Source organism: Polynucleobacter sp. HIN6 (assembly GCF_030297575.1).
Taxonomy (GTDB): domain Bacteria; phylum Pseudomonadota; class Gammaproteobacteria; order Burkholderiales; family Burkholderiaceae; genus Polynucleobacter.
Genome location: NZ_AP028137.1, coordinates 326,037 through 352,461 on the forward strand (window position 1 = coordinate 326,037; position 26,425 = coordinate 352,461).

19 protein-coding genes and 1 tRNA gene are annotated in these 26,425 nt (G+C 49.8%); 10 read left to right on the forward strand and 10 right to left on the reverse strand.

Features of this window, described 5'->3' with window-relative positions; all coding sequences use genetic code 11:
- Positions 1-55 precede the first annotated feature (55 nt).
- Positions 56-2,545 carry a beta strand repeat-containing protein gene (locus tag QUE66_RS01685; protein ID WP_286224017.1) on the forward strand — a complete coding sequence of 830 codons (2,490 nt, stop codon included), beginning with the start codon at positions 56-58 and terminating at the stop codon, positions 2,543-2,545.
- A 119-nt stretch (positions 2,546-2,664) separates the two neighbouring features.
- Here QUE66_RS01685 and QUE66_RS01690 read toward each other — a convergent pair.
- The 3 genes from QUE66_RS01690 to tsaE form a co-directional block, all read right to left on the reverse strand.
- Positions 2,665-2,740: transfer RNA gene (locus QUE66_RS01690), tRNA-Lys, on the reverse strand.
- 181 nt (positions 2,741-2,921) lie between these two features.
- Entirely contained in the window at positions 2,922-4,292 is a 1,371-nt protein-coding gene (locus QUE66_RS01695) for an N-acetylmuramoyl-L-alanine amidase (RefSeq protein WP_353506815.1), read from the reverse strand.
- Entirely contained in the window at positions 4,289-4,846 is a 558-nt protein-coding gene (tsaE, locus tag QUE66_RS01700) for a tRNA (adenosine(37)-N6)-threonylcarbamoyltransferase complex ATPase subunit type 1 TsaE (RefSeq protein ID WP_286224019.1), read from the reverse strand. The genes QUE66_RS01695 and tsaE overlap by 4 nt, the downstream gene beginning before the upstream one ends.
- Before the next feature lie 46 nt (positions 4,847-4,892).
- Between tsaE and queG the strand changes: the two genes are divergently transcribed.
- The 3 genes from queG to QUE66_RS01715 are packed head-to-tail and all read left to right on the forward strand — an operon-like array spanning position 4,893 to position 7,368.
- Positions 4,893-6,110 carry a tRNA epoxyqueuosine(34) reductase QueG gene (queG, locus tag QUE66_RS01705; RefSeq protein ID WP_286224021.1) on the forward strand — a complete coding sequence of 406 codons (1,218 nt, stop codon included), beginning with the start codon at positions 4,893-4,895 and terminating at the stop codon, positions 6,108-6,110.
- A gap of 17 nt (positions 6,111-6,127) precedes the next feature.
- Positions 6,128-6,991, forward strand: a complete 864-nt coding sequence (locus QUE66_RS01710) for an AzlC family ABC transporter permease (RefSeq protein ID WP_286224022.1) — start codon at positions 6,128-6,130, stop codon at positions 6,989-6,991.
- Entirely contained in the window at positions 6,988-7,368 is a 381-nt protein-coding gene (locus QUE66_RS01715; RefSeq protein ID WP_286224023.1) for an AzlD domain-containing protein, read from the forward strand. The genes QUE66_RS01710 and QUE66_RS01715 overlap by 4 nt, the downstream gene beginning before the upstream one ends.
- Before the next feature lie 30 nt (positions 7,369-7,398).
- On the opposite strand, the gene QUE66_RS01720 is transcribed toward QUE66_RS01715, so the two are convergent.
- Positions 7,399-10,464 carry an FAD-binding and (Fe-S)-binding domain-containing protein gene (locus tag QUE66_RS01720; RefSeq protein ID WP_286224024.1) on the reverse strand — a complete coding sequence of 1,022 codons (3,066 nt, stop codon included), beginning with the start codon at positions 10,462-10,464 and terminating at the stop codon, positions 7,399-7,401.
- Positions 10,465-10,636: 172 nt separating this feature from the next.
- Between QUE66_RS01720 and QUE66_RS01725 the strand changes: the two genes are divergently transcribed.
- The 4 genes from QUE66_RS01725 to QUE66_RS01740 all read left to right on the forward strand — a co-directional run bounded on the left by QUE66_RS01725 (position 10,637) and on the right by QUE66_RS01740 (position 13,362).
- The gene (locus QUE66_RS01725) at positions 10,637-11,023 is read left to right on the forward strand and encodes a type II toxin-antitoxin system RelE/ParE family toxin (RefSeq protein WP_286224025.1); all 387 of its coding nucleotides are present in this window, start codon (positions 10,637-10,639) and stop codon (positions 11,021-11,023) included.
- The gene (locus tag QUE66_RS01730) at positions 10,995-11,330 is read left to right on the forward strand and encodes a helix-turn-helix domain-containing protein (RefSeq protein WP_286224027.1); all 336 of its coding nucleotides are present in this window, start codon (positions 10,995-10,997) and stop codon (positions 11,328-11,330) included. Before QUE66_RS01725 ends, QUE66_RS01730 begins: the two co-directional genes overlap by 29 nt.
- A 61-nt stretch (positions 11,331-11,391) precedes the next feature.
- A complete protein-coding gene (locus QUE66_RS01735) occupies positions 11,392-11,802 on the forward strand; it encodes a heme-binding protein (protein WP_286224029.1) in 411 nt (136 codons plus the stop codon).
- A 180-nt stretch (positions 11,803-11,982) separates the two neighbouring features.
- The gene (locus QUE66_RS01740; protein WP_286224031.1) at positions 11,983-13,362 is read left to right on the forward strand and encodes a DEAD/DEAH box helicase; all 1,380 of its coding nucleotides are present in this window, start codon (positions 11,983-11,985) and stop codon (positions 13,360-13,362) included.
- Here the strand turns inward: QUE66_RS01740 and gluQRS are convergent, their stop codons facing one another.
- Entirely contained in the window at positions 13,363-14,325 is a 963-nt protein-coding gene (gluQRS, locus tag QUE66_RS01745; RefSeq protein ID WP_286224032.1) for a tRNA glutamyl-Q(34) synthetase GluQRS, read from the reverse strand.
- A gap of 34 nt (positions 14,326-14,359) precedes the next feature.
- Between gluQRS and dnaE the strand changes: the two genes are divergently transcribed.
- Positions 14,360-17,950, forward strand: coding sequence for a DNA polymerase III subunit alpha (gene dnaE / locus QUE66_RS01750; protein WP_286224033.1), 3,591 nt, complete (start codon positions 14,360-14,362; stop codon positions 17,948-17,950).
- Between the two features lie 3 nt (positions 17,951-17,953).
- Here the strand turns inward: dnaE and galU are convergent, their stop codons facing one another.
- Both galU and QUE66_RS01760 read right to left on the reverse strand, forming a co-directional pair.
- Positions 17,954-18,826 carry a UTP--glucose-1-phosphate uridylyltransferase GalU gene (gene galU / locus QUE66_RS01755; protein WP_286224034.1) on the reverse strand — a complete coding sequence of 291 codons (873 nt, stop codon included), beginning with the start codon at positions 18,824-18,826 and terminating at the stop codon, positions 17,954-17,956.
- Positions 18,827-18,844: 18 nt separating this feature from the next.
- Positions 18,845-21,754 (reverse strand): valine--tRNA ligase, encoded by a 2,910-nt coding sequence (locus tag QUE66_RS01760; protein ID WP_286224035.1) that lies wholly within the window; start codon positions 21,752-21,754, stop codon positions 18,845-18,847.
- 24 nt (positions 21,755-21,778) lie between these two features.
- Between QUE66_RS01760 and QUE66_RS01765 the strand changes: the two genes are divergently transcribed.
- Positions 21,779-24,115 (forward strand): UvrD-helicase domain-containing protein, encoded by a 2,337-nt coding sequence (locus QUE66_RS01765; RefSeq protein ID WP_286224036.1) that lies wholly within the window; start codon positions 21,779-21,781, stop codon positions 24,113-24,115.
- A 9-nt stretch (positions 24,116-24,124) separates the two neighbouring features.
- On the opposite strand, the gene QUE66_RS01770 is transcribed toward QUE66_RS01765, so the two are convergent.
- From QUE66_RS01770 to QUE66_RS01780, 3 genes are read right to left on the reverse strand one after another with little or no spacing between them, the layout of a single operon-like run.
- The gene (locus QUE66_RS01770) at positions 24,125-24,910 is read right to left on the reverse strand and encodes a BPSS1780 family membrane protein (RefSeq protein WP_108507894.1); all 786 of its coding nucleotides are present in this window, start codon (positions 24,908-24,910) and stop codon (positions 24,125-24,127) included.
- A 16-nt stretch (positions 24,911-24,926) separates the two neighbouring features.
- A complete protein-coding gene (locus QUE66_RS01775; RefSeq protein WP_286224037.1) occupies positions 24,927-25,904 on the reverse strand; it encodes a homoserine kinase in 978 nt (325 codons plus the stop codon).
- Positions 25,905-25,912: 8 nt separating this feature from the next.
- Entirely contained in the window at positions 25,913-26,281 is a 369-nt protein-coding gene (locus tag QUE66_RS01780) for a hypothetical protein (RefSeq protein ID WP_286224038.1), read from the reverse strand.
- Positions 26,282-26,425: the final 144 nt, after the last annotated feature.

The window sequence follows — 26,425 nt, forward strand, 5'->3', positions numbered from 1 at the left end:
GGGCGTTTTCAGGCTAATTGATCTTGTACAACCCTTGACCCAGACTGTCTTAATCATGCTAAAAATATTAAAGATTCGAACCATTCTTGGTGTATGGGGTCTTAGCCTTTTTTCCCTGGGAGTCAGTGCTCAATCGAGTCCGCCCGTTTGCTCAACCACAACGACCATCACCTCCAATAGTGGACCCATTACCTTGGGTACCGATGGCGAGTGCCTACAAATTAACTCGGGCGTGACTGTAACAGGTTCTTTTGCGGCAGTGAGCAACCCTAGCGTACAGGATGTGCAAATCACCAACCAAGGGACAATCAATGGCAGTACAGGAATCTCTGCAAACGCCGGCGCCAGTATTTATTCGCTGACCAATTCCAACACGATTAATTCCACTTCTAGTGGAGTGTATAACGGTGGAACGATCAGCAATTTAACGAATAACTCAGGCGCCACCCTATCCGGCAGCTTTGCCGGTATTTATTTAGATGGCGGCATGATTGGTACCTTAACTAATAATAATGGCGCTACGATCAGTGGAGGTGTGGGTATATTTGTTTATAGGGCCTCAAGTCGAATTACGACTTTAATTAACTCTGGAGTCATTTCAAGTAGTACTGGTAGTTTTTCTGGTATTCAAAATGAGGCAACGATTAGCTCTCTGGAGAATCGAAGCGATGGGTCCATAACCGGACATGCAGGTATCTATAATTTTGGGACCTCAAGTGTAATTACTACCTTAACTAACTCTGGAAACATTACTGGTAACAGTTCTCAGGGAATTCAAAATGAGGGGACGATTGGGTCGCTGGTCAATTATTCAGGCTCAGCAATTACTGGCGCTGGTACCGCAATTTATAACGCAGGGGTCACCAGCTCAATCTCTAGTATCAGTAATTCCGGATCGATCACTAGTAATTTTTTTGGTATCGATAATGATGGAACGATTGATGCCGTAACGAATAATACGAGCGCTTTGATTGCGGCGGGTGAAGTGGGCATACTCAACCGTTCAACTGCTGCAATTGGAACGATTAATAATCTGGGACTCGTTGGTGCAATTGATTCTGCAATCCGTAACGCTGGAAGTATTGCCTCACTCACTAATTCAGGTACGATGAGTGGCGTGAATTGGCACGCTATTGTTAATGAAGGTTCTATTGGCGCTATCACCAATACGAGCTCTGGAACAATTGCTGGCGGGAGTTATGGTATCGGCAATATTAATATCTCGAGCACTATTGAATCGATTACCAATACTGGATCAATCATTGGTCTCGCTGGCGGTGGTATTTACAATTTCGGCAGTATTAGTACCCTTAATAATCTTCAGGGTCAGGGTAATGCCAATGGAGCTTTAATTTACGATGGCCAATTGCCAGGGAGCTATAACGTGATTATCAATAGCCCAACCCAGTACGGACAGTTAATGGGATCTGTTGTTGGTGCAACCACGTTTGGTATTTACACTGGCTCTACTGTGACAAGAGGTACGTATAGTGCGGTGCTCTCAGGATTTTCTTCAAGTAATCTCAACAACACCTCAGGTACCTTTAATGGCTTTCGTTGGAGTCTTAGTAATTCTTCGGCAGACATTTGGGATCTGATTGTGACCGGAGCGTCCACGGCTGACACCCAACAATCCTTAGTGAATACAGCTTCTGTACTACAAGGTACCTACACCCTTCAAAACTCAGTCATGGTCAATGGCTTTACCTATGACTGCTCTTTATTTGATAAGCGAGGGATTTGTATCAGTGCGGGCGGTCGCAATACCACTGTCCAAGCCCAAGGCATCAATAACACCAGCGGTCTCTTGATTGCTTCCTACCGTTTAAGTAAGAACAATAGCCGCATTGGTGCGTGGGTCGATCAGAACTTATCGGTAAGCGCTCCCGGTACGGTGAAACTCGGTAATAGCACCCCCATGATTGGTCTCTTTGGAGTATGGAGCCAACGCCCTGACGGCGCGGGCGCCGAAGTCAAAGTATCTGCTGCTTATGGACAAAAAGACACCACTATTACCCGGCAAATTGTGGGTACGAGTGAAGCGGGCACTGGTAGCTCACAACTCATTAGCCAAGGTGCTCAAGTGGTCGCAAAATATGGCTTTGCAGTGATGCCCGCTGTGGTGATCTCACCCTATGCTGGAGTGCGTTACACGCAAAACAATATGGGCGGCTATACCGAAGCAACATCGAGTTCTGTCACAGCGCCTCTAACCTACTCGGCACTGAACACGAATGCTACGACTGCCTTAGCTGGGGTTGGAGCGCGTTATCAGGGTATTCCCAAGACCACGCTCTTTGCCAGCGCGGGAGTCGAAACCGATACCAATACCAGTAATGGTTCATATTCGGCAACCGGTGTGGATGGTTTAACCCCAGTGAACTTTAATCCCAATCCTGTGAAGACTAGACCCACTGCAACTGTGGGGGGTTACTACGACATCCTCAAAAACCAACGCATTGGTATCACAGGGATCTATCGTCAAGAGCCATTCCAAGCAGTTTCAACGACGACTGTATTAGCCACTTATACGATTGGCTTCTAATGCATCGAACTTTCTTGATCAGTTCGTATTTGAAACCTTGGATCCAGTTAGTGGATTGATTAGCAATCCGATCGAAGAAAAGATTCAAATCAATTTGCACTGAATGTGCCAAATGAAGATGGTGGGTCGGGCGAGACTCGAACTCGCGACCAACGGATTAAAAGTCCGCTGCTCTACCGACTGAGCTACCGACCCAGTGTGGTGTTGCTAGATTCAATACTGAATAAGCAAGAAATTTGCCTAATAAGAACACTGCAAGAAAAACCGCTTTAATTCATGATATTTGGCAAAACCAAGATTATAGCAAGATGTTGGTAGTCTACTGGATCGCCCGTTTTTGACTTCTGGCTTATCTTCGCCTGACGATTGATTGCCCCTAGCCGCGCCGCGCCATAGGCGGGTTCTTGGCAAAGTAATCCTTAATGCCCGCCAAAATCGCCTCCGCAATCCGCTCTTGGTAGGTCTCATCATTGAGCTTTTTCTCTTCCTGGGGGTTACTAATAAAAGCGGTCTCAATCAGGATCGAGGGAATATCGGGGGCCTTTAAGACTGCAAAGCCCGCTTGCTCAACCCGATTTTTATGCAGTGGCGCAAAGTTACCAATGTTCCGTAAGACCGAGTGACCTACTTGTAAGGAGTCATTGATTTGGGCCGTGGTTGACATATCAAGGAGTAAATGCGCCACTTGCTTATCCTTAGTTTTGATGTTGATGCCACCAATAAGATCCGAGGCATTTTCTTTATTCGCCATCCAGCGCGCGGCAGAACTCGTCGCTCCTTGTTGGGAGAGTGCAAAGACAGATGCTCCTTTAGCATGCGGCTGAATAAATGCGTCTGCATGAATGGAAATAAAAAGGTCAGCCTCCACTTGCCGTGCTTTAAAGACGCGGCGATGCAGGGGCACAAAGTAATCGCCATCGCGGGTTAAAAAGGGCCGCATTGAGTCTTCTTGATCGATCTTATTCTTTAAGCGCTTGGCAATCGAGAGAACGATGTTTTTTTCGTACGACCCTCGTGCGCCAATCGCGCCTGGATCCTCACCTCCGTGACCGGGGTCAAGCGCCACGGTAATTAAGCGCTTAAACGGAATGCGTTGGGTATTGGCAGTACTTGCGCTGGGTGGACTTTGTTGAGCGGTACTGGGGCCACTCTTTTTGCTGGGGGTGTCTTTTTTGGCAAACGCTGCAATCGGATCCTCTTCAGTAGCAGCCCCTTTCGGATTTTTCGCCTGTTCTTCTGCCAGCAACTTCTCTTTTCTGGCGGACTCTTTCACCAGTTGCATGAGCGGATCGGGGGGATTGGTGGGGTAGAGGTCAAAGATCAAGCGGTACTGATACTCGGCAATAGGTTCTAGGGTGAAGAGCTGAGGCTTGACCGCTTCTTTGAGATCAAACACGAGTCTTACAACTGTGGGTTGAAATTGCCCCACCCGAATTTGCGCCACATATGGATCATTGGGTTTGACCTTCGCAACCAAATCTTTCAAGGTGGGGTTGAGTTCCAAACCATCGATGTCGACCACCAATCGATCAGGACCTGTGAGTAGTTGATGAGAAATCGGCAGCGCCTTATCCGACTCCAGGGTAATGCGTGTGTAGTCCTCCGAGGGCCAAATGCGCACCCCCAAGAGTTTGGCACCGCTATTGGCTTGCACCAATTCACTTTCAGTTAGCAAGAGATAAAGCACACCCAGTGAGCCCATCGACTGCAGCCCTTGCGAAATCATCTGGCGACGTTTGGGGTTCATGGATTGCTTGTTGATTGGGTGACGAGGGATTGAAGGACGGCTTCACCCGTTGGGGTCTGTGCGGCAATCTCAACCGTTCTCGCAAGCTCAGATTGCGTCTCTTGAGGATGAATCAGGGTGATCGCCAGATCCATGGTGGGCAGGGTGTGCTCGGCTTTCTCTGGCCACTCAATGATGCACAGCGTCGGGTACTCGGAATGCGTGAAGTGCTCTAAGAGACCAGCATCGACCCATTCGTCTGGGCTTTGCATGCGGTAGAGATCAAAGTGAAAGACGTGGAGTGCTTGATTGGGTAAATCCAGAATGTGCTCTTCACAGAGGCTATAGGTCGGACTTTTGACCTTACCCTGATAGCCCATCGCTTGGAGAAGGTAACGGGTGGCGGTGGTTTTACCCGCTCCCAGATCGCCATGAAGACTCATAAAGAGTGATTGAGGTTTATCGGGGGTGGCGGCATAAAACGCAAGGATGGCATTAGCGAGCATTTGCACCGCCTCCGCGGTGGCCTTCTCATCTTTACAATGGATCGTATGGTTGATTGCCAAGCGCGTCATGACCTCGTGCGTTCACACTTATTTAGGGATGGATTCTAAATTGCCCATGCATTCTCACGCATTTTCGCAAGAATTGCACACTCAGTGGGAAGCGTTGCGCGCATGGCTCAATACCCGTGCCAAGGAGTTGGGCTTTGGGGAGGTACGAATTACCGATACCGATGTCAGTCATGCTCACCCTCATTTAGTGAAGTGGTTAGAGGAGGGTCGTCATGGCCAGATGGCCTACATGGAGCGCCATAAGGATCTGCGTACTGACCCCAGTCTTTTGCAAGCAGGCGCGATTCGTAGCATTTGCCTCACCATGCCGTATTTGAGTGAGCGAAGTAAGTTTCATGAGCAGCATGGGCAGCCTGAGCCGCATGAGATAGATGCGTCTTCAGTCGAGCAACTCCTTCAGCATGAAGAAAAGCGTCTCTTAGAGAGCAATCAAGCGGTGGTGTCGCTATACGCTAGAGGGCGGGACTATCACAAGGTGATTCGCTCGCGTTTACAAACACTGGCAATTGAACTTGAAGAAAAACTACAAGCGGCGTTCGGTGAATTGAACCATTCCCTGGAATACCGTGTCTTTACCGACTCTGCGCCGCTCATGGAGGTGGAGTTAGCGCGCAAAGCCGGTTTGGGCTGGCGGGGCAAGCACACCTTACTCCTTAATCGCGACTCCGGGTCGTTTTTCTTCTTAGGCGAAATCCTCATCAACGTCCCATTACCAATCGATGAGCCCATGGAGGCGCATTGTGGCTCGTGTCAGGCGTGCATCGACATTTGTCCCACAAATGCAATTGTTGCTCCTTATCAATTGGATGCCAGGCGTTGCATTTCCTATTTAACGATTGAGCATCGTGATGCAATCCCCGTAGAGTTTCGTAGTGCCATGGGTAACCGAGTGTATGGCTGCGATGATTGTCAACTCGTTTGCCCCTGGAATAAATACGCCCAGCTCTCGACCGTAGCGGATTTTGGGGAGCGAAATGGATTGGGAAGCGCATCACTACTGGAACTCTGGAGCTGGAGCGAAGCCCAGTTTATCGAGCGCCATGCGGGTAGCGCCATTTTGCGCATTGGCTATGAGCGCTGGCGACGCAATCTAGCCGTTGCTCTGGGAAATGCCTTGGCATCGAATCTTGATGATGAAGTAAAGAGGGAGATTGTTTGGCACTTACAAGAGGCCTTATCGAGCGCAAGCCCATTGGTCGCCGAGCATATCTCTTGGGCACTCAGTCGAGATAGCTCACAAGATCCCCAAGGGTCAAGCCGCTAAAATAGGGTAGATCCACTATGAGTACACCGCCCAACCATTCGAACGATGTATCTAAAACGGGTGCTGAGCGTCCGGCTGATCGGGTGGTGAGCGAAATCGATGCGCTCGAGTCTCATGAGAAGGCGCTTCAATCGCCATCTAATTCACCCATCACCCCGCGCTTTATGAGCACACATGATGCCTTTTGGAGTGGGGTGCGCGATGGCCGTGGAGCTCCAGCGATGGTGCTCTTTGCCGGGATGGTGGGCTTTGGGGCGATGGGGCGTACTAACGGGTTTGATTTGTGGTTTACCACCGCAACAAGCTTTTTGATGTTTGCCTTGCCCGGTCAGATTGTGATGCTCGAGATGATTTTGGTGGGTGCCTCATCGCTCACCATTGCGCTTGCGACCACTCTCACCGCAACCCGCTTTGTGACCATGACCGCCACGTTGTTTCCGATGCTCCATCAGCGCGATCGCAATAAGGCGCTCTATGCCAAAGTGCACCTTCTAGCAATGACCGCATGGGCAGTTTCTTTGAAAGAATTCCAAACGATTGAACCTAAGCATCGTCTAAGTTACTTTGTAGGGCTTGGGATCTTGTGCTGGTTAATTTCAGTACCCGGAACGATTGTGGGATTTTTAATTGCGGGCTCGGTCCCTATGCCCATTACTTTGGGACTCATCTTTATTAATCCCCTCTTTTTCTTGCTCACTTTTACCGAGATTAAGGTAAGTGGCTATCGCCTAGCCATTCTTCTAGGCAGCATTGCCGGCCCCATCTGTTATTTGCTCGATCGCGATACGAGCCTATTAACCGCCGGACTGATTGGCGGTACTTTAGCCTACTGGATCGATCGGCGTTGGATCAGGCGCTATGACCGAAAGGTGTCCACATGAGTGTGACAGCATCTCTAGCCCAAAACCTCGATACCGCCTTTGCGATTCAACAGGGGTGGGGCGCATGGCTTGCGCTTTTGGCAGCGTCTCTTGGAACTTATGTGTGCCGCGCGGTGGGGGTGATGCTCTCGGGGCAAGTCAGCCAAGATAGCGAGTTCTTTCGCTGGCTTTCCGCAGTGACCTATGCGATGGTGGCAGCACTCACGATTCGCTTGATTTTTTTACCGATTGGGCTCTTAGCTACGGTGCCGCTCTATCTGCGTATTCTGGTGTGCATCTTGGCTTTGGGAGTGATGCTCTCCAATCCCAATCGGCGTTTGGTGCCGGCATTGCTCACCGGTACTTTATTGATGGTCACGATTGGTGTGATGCGGTAATTCGTGACACCAATCTCTAAGTTACCCGACTTAATTCAAATGCTGTTCTAAAACCTTCGCAATATGCACTGCCTCGCGACTTGCCCCATCGGCGATTTGGTGACGACAGCTGGTGCCATCAGCGACCACGATTGCATTGGGCTCCTTGCGAATACGTGGCAATAAACTAAGTTCTGCCATTTGTTTGGAAGCCTCGATATGCTCCACCTCATACCCGAAGCTACCCGCCATGCCACAGCACGAGGATTCAATCAGTTGGGGGTTGGCATTCGGAATGAGTTTCAGTAATTCAAGGGCGGGGCTCACGGCCGCAAAGGCTTTTTGATGGCAATGGCCATGTACCAAAATCGGCTGAGCGGACTCCTTGAAGTTCGGCACAAACCGATTGGCTTTGTGTTCGCTGGCTAAAAACTCTTCAAGGAGTTGGGCATGCTTACTCACGACTTGCGCAGACTCACCCAGACCCATGGTGAGCGCTTCATCGCGAAGCGTAAATAAGCAAGAGGGCTCTAGACCCACAATTGCTATTCCTTCGTTTGCATAGGCTGCTAAATGGTTAACAAGTGCTGAGAGTCGTGTCTTCGCCTCATTCACCATACCGGATGCTAAGTAGGTGCGACCACAGCAAAATGGCTTTTGTTCATCGAGATCTTTTGCAGGTTGCGCCACATGAACCGCGTAGCCCGACTTTTGTAAGAGGGCAAGTGCCGCTTGCAAGTTCTCATTCTCAAAATAGGCATTAAAGGTATCGGCAAAGAGCACGACGCGTTTGTCGTGCTTGGCGAGTTCCTCAGGCGTTGCAAATGGCAGGGGTGCTTGATTCCAAAAATGCTTGCTCTTCCACATCGGCAATGAGCGCTGGGCGCTAATTCCGGTAAGCCACTCTTGGAGCTTGGCTAAGAGTGGCATGTGATTGCGCAGATTCATGAGCGCGGGCAAACCAGGAATACGCGCAATGATGGGGGCATAGTTCGGCAAATGGGCCACTAAGCGATCACGTAGGGTATGGCCAAAGCGCTCTTTGTATTGCGCCAAATACTCAATCTTAATTTTGGCCATGTCCACGCCCGTGGGGCACTCACGTTTGCAGCCTTTGCAACTCACGCACAAATCCATCACCTCTTTCACTGCTTGGGTGGCCAGTGGCAAATGGGCAGGAGGTGTATCACTCGTACTCGTAATTTGCCCTGAGATCGCAAGACGCAAGGTGTTGGCACGACCGCGGGTGAGATCTTTTTCATTGCGGGTGATGCGATAACTCGGGCACATCACATCCGCATCAAACTTACGGCAATGCCCGTTGTTATTGCACATCTCAATCGCTTTGGCTAAGCCTTGCGCGGGATCGCCACCGGTACCTGCCGCGGTGACGGCTTCGGTCACGGGATTGTTTTGTACATTCCAGGCGGACCAATCGAGCTTCGGTTGAACAGTAATGACCTGATAGGAAGGTGGATAGCGAAAGTAGGTGCTGTCATCCATCTTGGGGGGATTGACGATCTTGCCGGGATTAAGAAGCCCTTTGGGATCAAATTGTGTTTTGATCTTGGCAAGCGCCTCGGTAATCTTGGGACCAAATTGCCAACTAATCCACTCCCCCCGGCACAGACCATCGCCATGCTCGCCACTAAAGGCACCTTTGTATTTGCGCACGAGCTCCGCCGCTTCTTCTGCAATCGCGCGCATCTTGAGAGCCCCATCGCGGCGCATATCCAGTATTGGGCGCACATGCAGGGTGCCGACTGATGCGTGCGCATACCAGGTACCACGCGAGCCATATTTACTGAAGACCTCGGTCAAGGCTTGGGTGTAGTCAGCTAAGTACTCTAGGGGCACAGCACAATCCTCAATGAAGCTCACCGGCTTACCATCACCCTTGAGACTCATCATGATATTGAGCCCTGCTTTACGCACTTCCCATAAGTTCTTTTGCATCGCCGCGTCGGGCATCATCACGACCGACCCAGGTAAACCCAGATCACTCATGAGGGTGTTGAGATCTTGAAGTTTTTGTAAGAGAGGTGCATGCTCATCGCCACTAAACTCCACGAGCAAAATCGCATCGACTGTTTTAGCCTGGGCATCCACGAGCGCGGTCTCAATGGTTTTACGAAATGCGGGGTTATTGCGCGAGAGGTCGATCATGGTGCGATCGACGAGCTCGACAGCAGTAGGCCCTAACTTCACGATATGCTGGGCGCTATCCATCGCTTGATAAAAACTCGCAAAGTTTACGACCCCTAAGACCTTGTGTTTGGGCAAGCGCGCAAGTTTGAGTGTTAAGGATTTGAAATAGGCGAGAGTACCTTCACTACCTACGAGTAAATGAGCAAGATTGACACTGTTATCTAAGGTGTAAGGCAACTCACTTTGCGGATGAAAGACATCCAAGTTATAACCCGCTACACGGCGCATCACTTTGGGCCAATACGCTTCAATCTCAGGCTTGAGATCATTGACTAAGTGTTTGACAAAGTCACCTAAGGCTTTGGCACGACCCATGCTCTCAGAATACGCAACAAAGCTGGCAAGCTCGCCATCAGCAAGCCAGGCATCAATCCCTAAAACGTTGTGCACCATATTTCCATACGCAATGGAGCGGCTGCCACACGAGTTGTTACCCGCCATACCGCCGATGGTCGCTTGGGCTGCTGTGGAGACATCAACCGGATACCAAAGCCCATGGGGTTTAAGGTGGGCATTGAGATGATCCAGCACCATACCTGGTTCCACCTCTACCGTGGCGTGATCCGGATCACTCAGATCAGAAGAGAGGATCTTGCGAAAGTGTTTGCTGTTATCAATCACGAGTGCAGCACCTGTGGTCTGGCCGCATTGACTGGTGCCGCCGCCTCTGGGTAAAACGGGAATACCTGACTCATTGGCAACCTCAAGGGCCGCTTCAATGTCCTGCGCCGATTTAGGAACGAGAACTGCTACCGGAAACTGTTGGTAGATTGATGCATCGGTTGCGTAGCGCCCACGACTAGCACCATCAACCAAGACCTCGCCCTCAACATGCTGTTGGAGCTTGGTGGAAATCTCAGGCGGCAGGCTGCTTACAGTAAAGCTGGGATCGGGTGCAATTTTGGTCATGAAGGAAGACTATTAGCAGGGTGATTGATGCGCAATGACATAGAACAATATTTATTAAAAATAATTGTAGTGATTTAAGTGCTACTTTTCAGGGGTTGCAAGGATCCCTTTGCCGACTATGGGCAAGGAACTACTCAGGAATTGTTTATACTATTTCAGGTATAATTTTCTAATGCATGATATTGAAAAACCTTTAATTTGGATCGGAAGCAGTTACAAAGATTTATTGGCTCTTCCAAATGAAGTAAAGCGAGGGTTTGGATATGCACTCTCTTTGGCTCAATCGGGTCTTCGTCATTCGTCGACCAAAATTTTGCAGGGGTTTGGTGGATCGAGCGTCTTGGAGATTATTGAAACAGATGAGGGGGGTACCTATCGAGCAATGTACACCGTGAAGTATGCCCAAGCAGTTTTTGTACTACATTGTTTTCAGAAAAAGAGTAAAAAGGGAATAGCAACGCCAAAAGAGGATATGGATGTCATTAGAGGACGCTTAAAGATGGCTGAAAAAATTGCCAAGGAGTTGGAAGATGAAGAAAAGAGAAATGGGCGGTACTGAAATTACCCGAGGATCGAAAAATGTGTATGCAGACCTAGGTTTGCCTGACGCTGACAAACTTAAGATTAAGACTGATCTAGTCATTCAAATTATTAAAGCGATTGAGCGCCTTCAGTTGACTCAGGCTGAAGCTGCGCAACGGATGGGTATTTCACAGCCAAAAGTTTCTGCCATGATTCATGGAGATTTCTCTAATTTGTCCGAGCGCAAGCTGATGGACTGTCTCACCTGCCTTGGTTACAACATTGAGATTCGGGTAAAACCAGTTAGAAAGCCAATTGGGAGTTTGCGGGTGGCTATTGCCTAGGCTGATAAGAACCGTGGCAGAATGACCCTAAAGAAAGAATCAAAATACCAAGGAGACCGCCATGCTAGCCAATAAACCCTATTTGCGCCAAGTCGATGTGCAAAAAATTTTAGATGCCGCCAATGCCCATGCCGAGAAACACAACTGGGCGGTCACCATCGCCGTGTGCGATGACGGCGGGCATCTATTGGGATTGATCCGTCGTGACGGTTGCGCTCCGGTGTCGTCCTATATTGCTCAGGACAAGGCTCGCTCTGCGGCAATGGGCAAGCGTGAGAGCAAGGTGTATGAGGACATCATTAATAACGGCCGAACTGCCTTTGCGACCGTACCCCACATTAAGGGCATGCTCGAGGGCGGGGTCAATATTGATGTCGATGGGCATACCATCGGTGCGGTAGGGGTGTCTGGCGTGAAGTCGGCCGATGATGCAGGTATTGCTCGAGCCGGCATCGCCGCAATTTTGCCCTGATCCAAAAAACCAGGTCGTAGGAAAATGTGAGCCGATTCATATAAATCGTTCGTTTTCCCAACTTTCTTGACATTTATGTTCAAAAAGTCGGAACTTGGTTGATGGTTTTTGATCCATGCTTTAGTTGGCAATATTTGACCAAAATCCTAAACGGGTCTCTAAAGCCTGTAAAATCAAGGGGTGTCTACAAAAACTGATCCAAACCTACCCGATTCGGGTAATGCGCCCAGCGCTAATTTTGCTGATTTCCAATTAGATCCCAAGATCCTCAAAGCGATTGAGGAGCAAGGCTATACCCAGGCAACCCCAATTCAGGCCAAGGCGATTCCAGTCGTCCTAGAAGGTCGGGATGTGATGGGCGCAGCCCAAACTGGAACTGGTAAAACCGCCGCCTTTACCTTACCGATCATTCAGAAGCTCTTGCCTCAGGCGAATACGAGTACCTCGCCCGCACGCCACCCCATTCGGGCCCTAATCTTGACCCCGACCCGGGAATTGAGCGATCAGGTGGCTGATAACGCGAGCCTCTATGCCAAATTTACGGATCTACGCACGGCCGTTGTATTTGGTGGTGTTGACATCAAACCTCAAACAGCCTTGCTGCGATCGGGGGTAGAGATTTTGATTGCAACCCCTGGGCGTTTACTTGATCACATCACCAGTAAAACGGCCGATTTGTCGCAAGTGCAACTCTTGGTATTGGATGAGGCTGATCGCATGCTCGATATGGGCTTTTTGCCCGATCTGCAACGCATCATCAATTTAATCCCCGCACAGCGTCAGACCTTATTGTTCTCTGCCACCTTTTCTCCAGAAATTAAGAAGCTCGCACAAACCTACTTACGCAATCCCGTAACCATTGAAGTGGCTCGGCAAAATGCCGCAGCCGATACGGTCAATCAAGTGGTGCACTTGGTACCCTCCGAACATAAGCGTGCAGCCATCGTGGCAATATTGCAAAACCGGGTGAAGGCAGGCTTAAGCCGACAGTGCATCATCTTTACCAATAGCCGAATGGGATGTGCGCGCCTAGCAAGTGCCTTGGAGCGCGATGGCATCAAAGCGGCAGCGATTCATGGGGATAAGAGCCAAACTGAACGAATGGCAACTTTGGAAGCCTTTAAGACCGGCGCGATTGATGCCTTAGTTGCTACCGACGTTGCAGCACGCGGCTTAGATATTGCCGATATGCCGTGCGTGATTAATCATGAGCTGCCCTTTAATGCGGAAGACTTCATTCATCGAATTGGTCGCACTGGGCGCGCCGGTAGTAAAGGTGATGCAATTGCCTTAGTTGATGATAGTGAAAAGCGCTTACTCGAGGATATTGAGAAACTCATGAAGCGTAAGCTCACGATTGCGCGCTTACCCACGAGTGAGCGAGAGGCTAAAAGTGGTGGTTCTAAAGCGATTGCAGCCGACCCATTTTTCTACATGCCTTATGAGCCTGGGCAAATCATGGCAGAACCAAAGCAAGAGCCAACCAGTTCATCGATCAAGCCGGGCACCAATCAAAAAAAGCCAGTGCTTGGGGCACTTTTGGGCGGCACTAAAAAGTAACTACATGAAGTGGCGTTCCTGCCACTCCTGCACCTTAAGGTTTAACCACTGCGTGATACTTCCACTAATCGGATCGTTTTGTAATCCCAAGTGATTTGCCGCACGGCAGAGGCTTTCGCGAATCGACTCCGTGCGAGTGATATCAACCGCAGTTGCTTTCGTTTGTTTGCTGAGTTTCTCGCCAGCGTCATTGGTCACGAGTGGTAAATGCAAATAACTCGGGGTTTGATAACCCAAGCATTGTTGTAAATAGATTTGCCGTGAAGTGTTACTGAGTAAATCTTCACCCCGCACAATATGCGTGATCCCTTGTAAGTGATCATCGACCACCACTGCTAACTGATAGGTAAAGAGTCCGTCAGCTCGGCGCAGAACAAAATCCCCCACTTGTGTATTGATATCTTGAGTTTGCTTACCTAAATCTCGATCCGTAAAGCTGATCTGGCACTCGTGTGGCAAGCGAATGCGCAAGGCATGATTTTGAATCGATACCTTTCGTTCTCGACACACCCCTGGGTAAATCAATTCTTGATTAGGTTTAATCAAAACACCTTTTTTCTGTAAAGCCTCTTCAATTTGCTTGCGGGAGCATTGACAGCCATAGATACGATCGATCGTGATGAGTTCTTCCAGAGCGTTTTGGTAGTGAGTTGTCCGTTGGGATTGCCAGACCGGTGCCTCGTCCCATTCCAAGCCACATGCTTGCAGTTGATCCAAGATCAACCGAGCGGCCCCAGGTGCTGATCTGGGGGTATCCACATCTTCGATGCGAACCAGCCATGTTCCACCATGCGCCCTGGCATCGAGCCAGCTTCCTAAAGCGGTTGCGAGCGAACCCAGATGAAGGGGTCCAGTGGGCGAGGGGGCAAAGCGACCCCGGTAGGGTCTATCAACCCCATGGCCTATCTCCGACCTAGTGCCTTGATTGAATTGGGGATTTGAAGGGCGGGTCATCAGGCTCATGATTTGGTGGTGCGCACAGCTAAAATCATCTCATATGGCAGCCCCCCAATTTATTCATCTGCGCTTGCATTCGGAGTACTCGATTACCGATGGGGTAGTGCGCATCGATGACGCGGTGCAGGCCGCTGCTTTGGATGGCATGGGCGCCCTCGCAATTACCGACTTGGGCAATTTATTTGGTCTCATTAAGTTTTACTCGGCTGCCCGCTCCTCCGGTCTGAAGCCGATTGCTGGTGCCGATGTGTGGGTGACCAACACCCAGGAGCCCGACCAACCCTATCGCATGCTGCTCTTGGTGCAAAACCACACCGGTTACCTCAATCTTTGCGAGCTTTTAAGTAAAGCGTCGCTCCATAATCAGCGTCACGGAAGAGCAGAGATCCAACCGGAATGGTTGAGTGAGTCGCTGCCCGCAAGTACTAAAGGATCAAAGAAGAAAACATTGGCCGAGGGCTTAATTGCGCTCTCGGGTGGACATCTGGGGGATGTGGGAGTTGCACTCCTAAACGGGGATGAGGCGAGGGCGCGTGAGTCGGCCAAACACTGGCAAACGGTCTTTGGTGGCCGCTATTTTGTGGAGCTTCAGCGTTTTGGTCATGCTCAAGAAGAGGCGCATATTCAGCTTGCATGCCAACTCGCTAGTGATTTGAAGATTCCGGTCGTTGCCACCCACCCGATTCAGTTCATGAAGCCCGAGGATTACACGGCGCATGAAGCGCGGGTGTGCATTGCAGAAGGCGAGTTATTGGGCGATCCGCGTCGTCCCAAACGTTTTACCGAAGAGCAATATTTTCTGACGCAAGCGCAAATGAGCGAGCGCTTTGCGGATCTCCCAGCGGCGCTTGCCAATACCGTAGAAATTGCCAAGATGTGCAATCTCAACCTGACCTTAGGACAAGCGCGGTTACCCGAGTTCCCAACGCCCGATGGTATGCCACTCGATCAATACCTCATGCAACAGGCGGAGATCGGCTTGGATAAAAATCTGCGCAAACTCTATCCCAACGAAGAAGAGCGTAAGGCCCTTGAGCCCGGCTATCGCGAGCGCTTGCGCTTTGAGGTCAATACGATTGCGCAAATGGGCTTCCCAGGCTACTTCTTGATTGTCGCGGACTTCATTAACTGGGCCAAAAATAATGGCGTGCCGGTGGGCCCGGGTCGTGGGTCGGGCGCTGGATCCTTGGTCGCGTTCTCATTGGGGATTACCGATCTGGATCCTCTGCGCTACAACTTACTCTTTGAGCGCTTTTTAAATCCCGAGCGAGTTTCGATGCCCGACTTTGATATTGACTTTTGTCAGCATGGGCGCGACCGCGTGATTGCCTATGTGAAAGAGAAGTACGGCAAGGATGCGGTGAGTCAAATTGCCACTTTTGGAACCATGGCAGCTAAGGCCGCGATTCGGGATGTGGGAAGGGTTCTAGAGCAGCCTTATGGTTTTGTTGATGGCATTGCCAAGCTCGTACCGTTTAAGCCAGGGCAAGTAGTCACGATCGAGTCTGCCAAGAAAGAAGAAAAGCAACTCGCTGAGCGGGAAAAAAATGAAGAGGAAGTGCGCCAACTCTTAGCGCTTGCACAGCAGCTCGAGGGTATGACCCGCAATGTGGGCATGCATGCCGGAGGGGTGTTAATTGCCCCTGGCAAACTCACCGATTTTTGCCCGCTCTATACCCAAGATGGGGGCGATGCCAATGCAGGGGTTATTAGCCAATTTGATAAAGATGATGTGGAATCGATTGGTCTTGTGAAGTTTGACTTCCTGGGACTCACCACTCTGACGATTTTGGCGGGGGCAGAGCGTTGGATTCAGAAACTACATGCGGAACGTAAGGATTGGAGTATCAGTGATATCCCACTGGATGATCCCAAAGCTTTTGAGCTTTTAAAGCGCGGTAATACGGTTGCCGTGTTTCAGCTGGAAAGTCGGGGCATGCAAGGGATGCTGCGCGATGCCAAACCCGATCGCTTTGAAGACATTATTGCCTTGGTGGCGTTATACCGACCGGGTCCCATGGACCTCATTCCCGATTTCATTAAACGTAAACACGGGCAGCAGAAAGTGGAGTATCCCGATCCTCGCATTGAGCCCGTATTGCGTGAGACCTACGGCATCATGGTCTACCAAGAGCAGGTTATGCAAATGGCGCAGATGATTGGAGGTTACTCCTTAGGGGGTGCTGACCTATTGCGGCGCGCGATGGGTAAAAAGAAGCCCGAGGAGATGGCTCAACATCGCCAGATCTTTCGCGAGGGGGCGCAAAAAAATGGACTCACCGAGCACAAGGCCGATGAAATCTATGACCTCATGGAGCGTTTTGCGGGTTATGGATTTAATAAGTCCCATGCAGCAGCCTACGCGCTCTTAGCCTATCAAACCGCGTGGCTGAAAGCCTATTACCCCGCTGAATTTATGGCGGCCAACTTATCGCTCTCGATGGATGACACCGATAAGGTGAAGATCTTGTATGACGATAGCCTGCACAATGGCTTAAAGATTTTGCCGCCGGATATTAATACCGGTATGTACGAGTTCACACCGATTACCGAGCCCGATGATGAGGAGCAAAGCGCAGGGATACGCACAATTCGTTATGGCTTGGGAGCGGTCCGAGGCACCGGTGAAGGGGCAATCCAAATCATTGTGGAAGCTCGCAAGAATGGACTATTTAAAGATCTGTTTGATTTTTGTGCCCGCGTGGATCGGCGTCAAGTCAATCGCCGTGCGATTGAAGCCTTGATTCGGGCGGGGGCATTTGATTCGATTGCGACCGATGCTGCTAAAGGCTTCGCAAATACCTATGATGCGCGCTCCACACTTCTAGCCTCACTCTCCCGTGCGATCGAGGCTGCCGAGCAGGCTGAAGCCTCAGTGCATCAGGTAAGTCTCTTTGATGCAGAGGATGTGGCGCAAGCCCATGCACCGGAGTACGTGAAGGAACTTCCTTTTTCTGAGAAGAAGCGACTTCAAGATGAAAAAGCGGCATTGGGCCTGTGTTTAACCGGGCATTTGTTTGATGCCTACCGGCCCGAAGTGACGCACTTTATTCGTCAACCACTCATCAAGCTCACAGAGGGTAAGGATCAACTCGTCGCCGGCATCATTACCTCGTCACGGATGCTGATGGGGCAGCGTGGACGGATGATGATTGCTACGATTGATGATGGTAGTGCAGCCGTTGAGCTCACGCTCTATAGCGAAGTGTACGAACCCAATCGCTCTTGGCTTAAAGAAGATGAGTTATTAATTGCTAAGGTGAATGTCAGTCCTGATAAATTCTCAGGAGGCTTGCGAATTGTTGCTGAGAGTGTGATGGATATTGTGGGCGCACGTCTACGCTTTGCCAGAAACGTTCATCTCAACTTAGATACCGGCATTGATCTAAAGGTTCTGAAAGCCCAGATCAATCCATTTTTAGTCAAAGCCCCAATGGGGAGCGCCCTACAAAATCCACCGAAAGGACTGCCATTGACTGCTGCTGTAATGGCTAAAGGCGGAGCTTGTTTAGTCCAGTTTCCAGAAGATGTCCGTCTTTACCCGGATGACAATTGCCTACGCAACTTGCATCAGATTTTGGGAAGTAAAACAGGCTCAAGCCCTAATCCGGTAGAAATTCAGTACGCCTAATTTTTATGAGCGATTTTTAAGATAAGACCCAAACTCATCTTTGAGTTCAGGATGTTTGAGTGCAAACTCAATAGTTGCCTTAAGGTAGCCCAACTTACTGCCGCAGTCATAGCGCACACCCTCGTACTCATAAGCCAGTACCGGCTCATCCTTTAGGAGAGTTTGTATGGCATCGGTGAGTTGATATTCCCCGCCCGAACCAGGTTTAAGATTACGAATGTGGCCAAAAATAGATGATGAGAGGATGTAGCGACCTACTACCCCAAGATTGGATGGAGCATCTTTAGCCGCTGGCTTTTCAATGATTCCAGTAACGGAGTGGATTCCAGCGCTTTGGGCTTTGGCTGCTACGACCCCATACGATTTGGTTTGCTCTGGCAGAATTTTCTCGACAGCCAAGACTGAAGCATTGTGTTTGGAATGCAGATCAACCATTTGTTTGAGGACTGGAGTTTTGCCATCCAACAAATCGTCAGCCAAGATAATGGCAAACGGTTCGTCACGTACTAATTTCTCAGCGCATAAAACCGCATGTCCGAGGCCCAATGGCTCTGCTTGGCGTACATAGACGCAATCCACATGGCTGGGTTTGATATTGCGCACGATCTCTAGAAGGCTTTGCTTATTTTTCGCTTCAAGTTCCGCTTCAAGCTCATACGCCTTATCAAAGTGATCCTCAATCGCGCGCTTACTGCGACCGGTCACAAAAATCATTTCCGTAATGCCAGCAGCAATGGCTTCCTCGACTGCATACTGAATCAATGGTTTATCCACCACATTGAGCATTTCTTTAGGAGATGCCTTGGTAGCTGGTAAAAAGCGAGTACCCAATCCTGCAACAGGAAAGACTGCTTTGGTGATGGGTTTTGAACTCATATCAATAATTATGGGGCTTTAGGATGACAACTTCAACTTGGCTAATTGCTCAGTCAGCTTCGCATGACTCACTTCAAAATCTGCTAGACGTTTTTTCTCCTGCTCCAGAACTGCAGCGGGAGCACGGGACACAAAAGATTCATTATTTAGTTTGCTTTGGCATTTAGCGATCTCGTTGGCAAGGCGCGTAATTTCTTTGGTAAGTCGCGCTTCTTCTGCTTTGGGGTCAACCTCAATCTTCAGCAATAACTTATTACGACCGACGAGGGCAATCGGTGCTCCTGGCGCATCTTTTTCCAAAGTGGATTCATCAGTCACGATTTTCACTTCTGAGAGCTTTGCCAGTGCGCTTAGGTAGGGAGCCGCTTTGGTTAAAAAGTCTGTGTCCCCATAAATCCATAAGGGCACCTTCTGAGCAGGCGAGATTTGCATTTCTCCACGCAGATTACGGCACGCATCAATAATGCTTTTAACCTCACCCATCCATAACTCGCTAGCCGGATCGATCTTGTCACTTTGCGATACAGGGTAGGGTTGGAGTGCGATGGATTGCAACGGTTGATTGGAAAGCGCCTTACCACTCTTGGGACCAATGGTTTGCCATAACTCCTCGGTGATGAATGGAATGATGGGGTGAGCCAGGCGCAAAATGGTCTCGAGAACGCGCAAAAGCGTTCTACGGGTTGCCCTTTGTTGAGCAGGGCTGCCATGTTGTAACTGAACTTTGGCAAGCTCTAAATACCAATCGCAATATTCATCCCACACAAATTGATAAATGGCGAGAGCAATGTTGTCAAACCGGTAATCGGCAAAGCCTTTGGCGACATCCGCTTCGGTACGCTGCAGTTGCGAGACGATCCAGCGATCCGCTTGCGAGAAATCCAGATACCCTTCGGGGCCACATTGGTTATCACACGGTGCGAAGCCATTGTCTTTTTCATCCCCGGGGCAACTCATCAAAACAAAGCGTGTGGCATTCCACAGCTTATTACAAAAGTTACGGTAACCTTCGCAACGTTTTTGATCAAAGTTAATATTACGTCCCAATGAAGCAAGCGAGGCAAAGGTAAAGCGCAATGCATCGGTACCAAAGGCCGGAATACCCTCTGAAAACTCTTTCTTGGTTTTCTTGGTAATGCTCTCCGCTTGTTTGGGGTTCATGAGGCCTACAGTGCGTTTTTGAACCAAGTCGTCGAGTGCAATACCATCAATCAAATCGATGGGGTCCAGAGTATTGCCCTTGGACTTACTCATTTTCTGGCCTTCGGCATCGCGCACTAAGCCATGCACATAAACAGTTTTAAATGGTACCTTCCCAGTAAAGTGGCAGGTCATCATCACCATGCGCGCGACCCAAAAGAAGATGATGTCAAAGCCGGTGACCAAGACCGAGGAGGGTAAAAAGTGATCGAGCTCTTTGCTTTGTTTGGGCCACCCCAGTGAACTAAATGGCACCAAGGCAGAACTAAACCAAGTATCTAAGACATCCTCATCACGCTTGAGATCTCCTGCGTAGCCCGCTGCCTTGGCTTTAGCCTGCGCTTCATCCGCATTGCGCGCCACAAAGATCTCGCCGTTATCTCCATACCATGCGGGGATCTGATGGCCCCACCATAATTGCCGCGAGATGCACCAGTCCTGAATGTTCTCGAGCCACTGGGTATAGGTTGAGATCCAGTTCTCAGGTACGAGTTGGATGTCACCCGAGGTGACCGCATGCAAGGCGGCTCCAGCAATCGATTGACCCGGTTGGTAGCGATTATCGGGACTTGCTTTCGACATCGCCACAAACCACTGATCGGTGAGCATCGGCTCAATCACGGTTTGGGTTCGATCACCCCGCGGCACCATGAGGGTGTGGGGCTGAACTTTTTCCAATAGATCAGCTGCTTCGAGATCGGCCACAATTTGCTTACGAGCGGTAAAGCGATCGAACCCTTGATAGACCTTCGGAGCATGCTCGTTAATTTTGGCATCGAGCGTTAAGACATTAATGAGTGGTAACTGATGACGCTGACCTACCGCGTAGTCATTAAAGTCATGGGCGGGCGTGACCTTTACTACCCCAGTCCCAAAACTCATATCCACATAGGTATCCGCAATAATCGGGATGCTGCGTTGGCAAAGGGGAAGCTCAACAGTTTTACCAATCAGGTGACGATAGCGCTCATCCTCTGGATGCACCATGACCGCCACGTCACCCAGGAGGGTTTCGGGACGTGTCGTTGCGACCACCAAGTGGCCACTCCCATCAGAGAGGGGGTAGCGTATGTGCCAGAGGCTACCTTGCTCTTCGCTACTCACTACCTCTAAATCTGAAACTGCAGTACCTAACACCGGATCCCAATTGACCAAACGCTTGCCGCGATAGATCAGTCCTTGTTCAAAGAGAGTGACAAAGACCTCAACTACAGCCTCGGACATCTTGGGATCCATCGTGAAATACTCATGTGACCAATCAATGGATGCACCAAGCCGCCGAATCTGCCGCGTAATCGTGGAACCGGATTCTTCTTTCCACTCCCACACCTTTTTCAGGAAGACCTCGCGCCCAAGATCATGGCGGGAGATTTTTTGGGCATCGAGTTGGCGTTCCACCACAATTTGGGTGGCAATTCCGGCGTGATCAGTGCCGGGAACCCAGAGGGTATTCTTACCGGACATGCGTGCATGGCGCACTAAGCCATCCATGATGGTTTGATTAAACGCATGACCCATATGCAAGGTGCCCGTGACATTGGGCGGTGGTAGCTGAATACAAAAATTGTCTTTGCCATCATCAACCTTAGCGGTAGCAATGCCACGCGTTTCCCACTCAGGTCCCCAGAATGCTTCGATTGGGGCTGGCTCGTATGACTTGGCTAATTTGGCTAAGTCAGGATTGTGATTGAGCGAGGGTTTTTCAGGGGAATGGGCAGTGTCAGACATAAGCATCAAATTATAATTGGGACGATGTACGCTGATTTACTTGAGAACCTCAATCCCGAACAACGGGAGGCGGTGACCCTACCTCCAACTCACCCCGATGGGCGCCCTCAATCAGCACTGATTTTGGCGGGAGCGGGTAGCGGCAAGACCCGCGTTTTGACTACCCGCATTGCTTGGCTGATTCAAACGGGACAAATTTCTCCGATTGGGGTTTTGGCGGTGACTTTTACCAACAAAGCAGCTAAAGAAATGCTCACCCGCTTGGGTGCGATGCTGCCCATTAATACCCGAGGTATGTGGGTAGGCACCTTTCACGGCTTGTGTAATCGATTACTACGGGCGCATCATCGCGATGCGGGCCTGCCATCGACCTTTCAGATTCTGGATACACAAGATCAACTCTCCGCGATTAAACGGCTTTTAAAGAGCCTCAACGTCGATGATGAGAAGTTTCCACCGCGGCAATTACAGTACTTTATTGCCAATGCCAAGGAGCGGGGCAAGCGTGCCAAGGATCTCGATCCGGGGGATGATTTTGAGGCCCGCATGATTCAGTTGTATGAGGCATACGATGCCCAGTGTCAGCGCGAAGGGGTGTGCGACTTTTCGGAGCTCTTATTGCGCAGCTATGAGTTACTTAAACACCATGAGCTAATCCGCACACACTATCAGGAGCGCTTTAAACATATCTTGATTGATGAGTTTCAAGATACCAATGCCTTGCAATATGCTTGGCTCAAGCTCTTAGCCGGCAATGGTCAGATGACTAGCAGCTCGGTATTCGCGGTTGGTGACGATGATCAGAGTATCTATGCATTTCGGGGTGCAGATGTCGAGAATATGCGACTCTATGAGAAGCAATTTAAGCCTGTAACCGTGAAGTTGGAGCAAAACTATCGCTCACACGGGCATATCCTCGATGCTGCTAACCATTTGATTGCACACAATCAAAATCGCTTGGGTAAGAACCTGCGTACTGAAGCCGGTGTAGGTGAGCCGGTTCGTATTTATGAGGCCGCAAGCGATGGTATGGAGTGCGCTTGGCTAATTGATGAAATCAAAGCCTTGATTCGCGGTGGCATGAGCCGTAGCGAGATTGCGGTGCTCTATCGCAGCAATGCTCAGTCACGCATCATTGAGCACGGGTTGTTCTCAGCCAATATCCCTTACCGCGTGTATGGAGGCCTACGCTTTTTTGAGCGCGCTGAGATTAAGCACGCATTAGCGTATATGCGCTTACTTGAAAACCCCAATGATGACACCTCCTTTGCACGGGTTGTGAACTTCCCGGCTCGTGGTATTGGAGCGCGTTCGATCGAAGCCTTACAAGATGCTGCCAAACAACACCAGTGCTCATTCTATGCAGCAGCCTCGTTCATTGAGGGTAAAGCCGGTAATAGTATCTCGGGGTTTGTGCGCTTAATTGAGCATCTGCGAGATGCGACTAAACACAATACCTTACCGGAGACGGTGGAGTATGTGATTCAGCACAGTGGTTTAATTCAGCATTATTTGACTGAGCGTGAGGGGCAAGATCGCGTTGAGAACTTACAAGAGCTGATTAATGCTGCGACCGCGTTTGTGGCCGAAGAGGGCTATGGTCAAGATGTTCAAGCCGCTACGCCACCCAGCCCAGAGCAAGCTGGGGTGGAGGATATTTCACCGCTGGCAGGATTTTTGGCCCATGCATCGCTTGAGGCTGGCGACAATCAGGCTGAGGCCGGTCAGGATGCGATTCAGTTGATGACTGTGCATTCGGCGAAAGGTTTGGAGTTCTCTGCCGTATTTATGACTGGCCTAGAGGAGGGATTATTCCCTCATGAGAATAGTATTTCAGAGCCCCGTGGACTTGAGGAAGAGCGACGCCTTATGTATGTAGCAATTACACGCGCCAAAGAGCGTTTGTATCTTTCGCATACGCAATCACGTATGCTCCATGGTCAAGTGCGTTACAACATGCCATCACGCTTTTTGGATGAATTGCCTGCGGAGAGCCTCAAACACTTAACACCTAAAGCAAAAGATGCCCGCTGGGGAGCAACATCGTGGCAAAAAGGACGATCTGTAAATACAAACAGTGTCGATGAGTTATGGTGGGGCGGCAACGAGAGTGATGTGCCTGTACGCAATGATCAGGCGAGTAACGCGATTGTTACGAGTTCATTGCAGTTAGAGCAAAACAAGAAGCGCGGACATTCTTTTCGGGTTGGTCAAGAAGTATTTCATACTAAGTTTGGTGAAGGGCGTGTGACTGCACTAGAAGGTGAAGGAGTCGATGCCAAGGCGCAAGTGAACTTCAAACGCCATGGCGCAAAGTGGTTACAACTATCGATTGCCAAGCTGGTGGCAGTTGAGACCTAATACTCCGGTCTAATTCGGTAACTGCTCGTAATCATTACCCGTAAAGCAACCCTTCCAGGTCGCAAAGAACGAGCAATACATCACCGTTAATGCAGCCATGGAGAAGGGCGCCACCACAAAAGACGCGTAACGGCTCAAACCGATGATATCCATGATCATTCCCAGAGTGAGCGGAATCACAATCAGCACTACGCTCCAGATGGTGATGTAGTAAAAGAACGCGCCTTTATTGGTCCAGCACGCCATCCAGCTAGCAAATAAAGCTTTGCTCGGTGGCATATCAGCCCACGCTACCAAGACGGGGGCGAACCACATGAGCATAGCTACAGGGATATACAAAATACCACCGATCATCAGTGAGTAATACAACTGCTGCATGACCTCAGAGGTGATCGGTTTGTCATTGGTAATGAATGGCAGGAGCGCCTGAAAATCAATCACCATACTCGCAATTAAGCTCATGGTGAAGATCATGAGGGCATATACCAGTCCTAGTTGCAAGATGCGTTTTTTAACTTCAGGGTTATTGGAGCGAAACGCCGCTAGATAGACGGTTGGCAAAATCCGTTCTTTTTGAATAGTTTGACGACACGCGGTCATGAAGCCAACCGATAGAGCAGGGGTCAAAATGAGGACTGCAAATACTCCAGCCAATGGAATCATGATGGCTAGCTGAGCCAGAAAAACATACATAAAGACAAGCATCAAGAAGCCTAGCGGGTTTTGCTTGAAGAGCCAAACCCCCTGGCGGACCCATACATAGCCTTCATTGGTTGCAACGGGATTGAGATTCATAGGCGCTTAGCTTACCTTAACTTGTGTGACGGCGGTTACGTAGGATTTGCTCAAAATGCGTTGGATCATGGGGTGTGAGCATCTGCGCATTACGAGGTAGGTAAAAATCCCAAAGCCGCGAGATCCAAAACCGCAGAGCGGCCGCGCGCAACATCGCGCTCCACGATGCTTCTTCGCCATCGGTGAGTGGGCGAACGTTGATGTAGGCAGTGAGAAGGGCATGCAAGCGCTCGCGATTAAGAGCGCCTGAGCCATTGGTAAAGGGCTCCTCCAAACACCAATCATTGGCAGTGACGGCTAAATCAAACAACCATTTGTCATTGCCCGCAAAGTAGAAATCAAAAAAACCACCTAAGGATTCTTGACTGTGGTGGCGAGTAAAAAGCACATTGTCCCGAAAGAGATCGCAATGGCAAGGGCCCTCAGGAAGAGACTTGTATACCGAGGATTGAAAAAATGTCTCCTGAAATTGCATCTCGGATAAGAGCAATTCTTTTTGAGACGTATTAAGGTGTGGCACGATGACAGGAACGGTCTCTTGCCACCAGGAGAGGCTGCGTAAATTGGGTTGGGATAGCGCAAACGATTGCCCAGCCAGATGCATTTTCGCTAACTCTCTACCCACGGCATCGCAATGCTCGCTCTGGGGGGTAAGTTCTGATTGACCCGAGAGTTTGGTGACAATCGCTGCCGGTTTTCCTTTGATCTCAAACCATAGCTGTCCAGCACGATTGGCAATCGGCTTGGGAACTGAGATGCCTTGATTGGCAAGATGAAGCATTAGCTCCAAGTAATAGGGCAGTTGCGCAGCGCTTAACCGTTCAAAGATGGTCAGAACATAGTGATTGATTTCAGAGGTTTGGCAATCCAGAAAGAAATTGGAGTTCTCAATCCCACCATGAATACCTTTAAGTTCGATGGCATTGCCAATTGAAAAATCGTTAGCAATGCGAGGAGCGATCTCATCAAGAGTGAGGGAGGTATAAACCGCCATGAGTCGGATTACTTTATCGGAATCCGAATACTCGGAACGCTAATCAAATTATCCGATGACATACCGCCTGCTGGAAATACCGTTTGTGGGGGTGACATCTCATAAGTACCAAAGGCGGATTTCACCTCGATCTCAGTAGGTAAATTACTGTCCCGGTATTCGCGGATTTGAGTACCGGAGGGGTCGGTGTATTCAAAGCTGGGCTTGCGCTCTTCCTTGACGCCAAGACCCGCAGGATTTCTGGATGACGGAGCTAATGGCTGATTATTAATTTGGTTCAGATCTTCTTTGCTTAGCGCTTGTGTGCCAGATGTTTGGGCAAACACACCATGAGATAAGAGTGCGGCAGAACATACGATGAAAACATAGCGCCTCATAAGTAGTCCAGATTTAGTAGGTAAATTGAGGGATATCGTCATTTTTATTAAGAGAGAATGCCACCTATTATCCTAAGAAACTAGGATTTGCCCCACCGTTACGCCGATACAGCAAAATCAGGGGTTTTCCAGACCCCAGCAACT

Bases quoted from the DNA above. Each gene is read 5' to 3' on its own strand.
- QUE66_RS01770 (WP_108507894.1), bottom strand. From the start codon at position 24,910: ATGAATCTCAATCCCGTTGCAACCAATGAAGGCTATGTATGGGTCCGC.
- QUE66_RS01715 (WP_286224023.1), top strand. From the start codon at position 6,988: ATGAGTGTGACAGCATCTCTAGCCCAAAACCTCGATACCGCCTTTGCG.
- QUE66_RS01695 (WP_353506815.1), bottom strand. From the start codon at position 4,292: ATGAACCCCAAACGTCGCCAGATGATTTCGCAAGGGCTGCAGTCGATG.
- QUE66_RS01725 (WP_286224025.1), top strand. From the start codon at position 10,637: ATGCATGATATTGAAAAACCTTTAATTTGGATCGGAAGCAGTTACAAA.
- tsaE (WP_286224019.1), bottom strand. From the start codon at position 4,846: ATGACGCGCTTGGCAATCAACCATACGATCCATTGTAAAGATGAGAAG.
- QUE66_RS01710 (WP_286224022.1), top strand. From the start codon at position 6,128: ATGAGTACACCGCCCAACCATTCGAACGATGTATCTAAAACGGGTGCT.
- QUE66_RS01765 (WP_286224036.1), top strand. From the start codon at position 21,779: ATGTACGCTGATTTACTTGAGAACCTCAATCCCGAACAACGGGAGGCG.
- QUE66_RS01735 (WP_286224029.1), top strand. From the start codon at position 11,392: ATGCTAGCCAATAAACCCTATTTGCGCCAAGTCGATGTGCAAAAAATT.
- gluQRS (WP_286224032.1), bottom strand. From the start codon at position 14,325: ATGAGCCTGATGACCCGCCCTTCAAATCCCCAATTCAATCAAGGCACT.
- queG (WP_286224021.1), top strand. From the start codon at position 4,893: ATGCATTCTCACGCATTTTCGCAAGAATTGCACACTCAGTGGGAAGCG.
- dnaE (WP_286224033.1), top strand. From the start codon at position 14,360: ATGGCAGCCCCCCAATTTATTCATCTGCGCTTGCATTCGGAGTACTCG.
- QUE66_RS01775 (WP_286224037.1), bottom strand. From the start codon at position 25,904: ATGGCGGTTTATACCTCCCTCACTCTTGATGAGATCGCTCCTCGCATT.
- QUE66_RS01760 (WP_286224035.1), bottom strand. From the start codon at position 21,754: ATGTCTGACACTGCCCATTCCCCTGAAAAACCCTCGCTCAATCACAAT.
- galU (WP_286224034.1), bottom strand. From the start codon at position 18,826: ATGAGTTCAAAACCCATCACCAAAGCAGTCTTTCCTGTTGCAGGATTG.
- QUE66_RS01685 (WP_286224017.1), top strand. From the start codon at position 56: ATGCTAAAAATATTAAAGATTCGAACCATTCTTGGTGTATGGGGTCTT.
- QUE66_RS01730 (WP_286224027.1), top strand. From the start codon at position 10,995: ATGAAGAAAAGAGAAATGGGCGGTACTGAAATTACCCGAGGATCGAAA.
- QUE66_RS01780 (WP_286224038.1), bottom strand. From the start codon at position 26,281: ATGAGGCGCTATGTTTTCATCGTATGTTCTGCCGCACTCTTATCTCAT.
- QUE66_RS01720 (WP_286224024.1), bottom strand. From the start codon at position 10,464: ATGACCAAAATTGCACCCGATCCCAGCTTTACTGTAAGCAGCCTGCCG.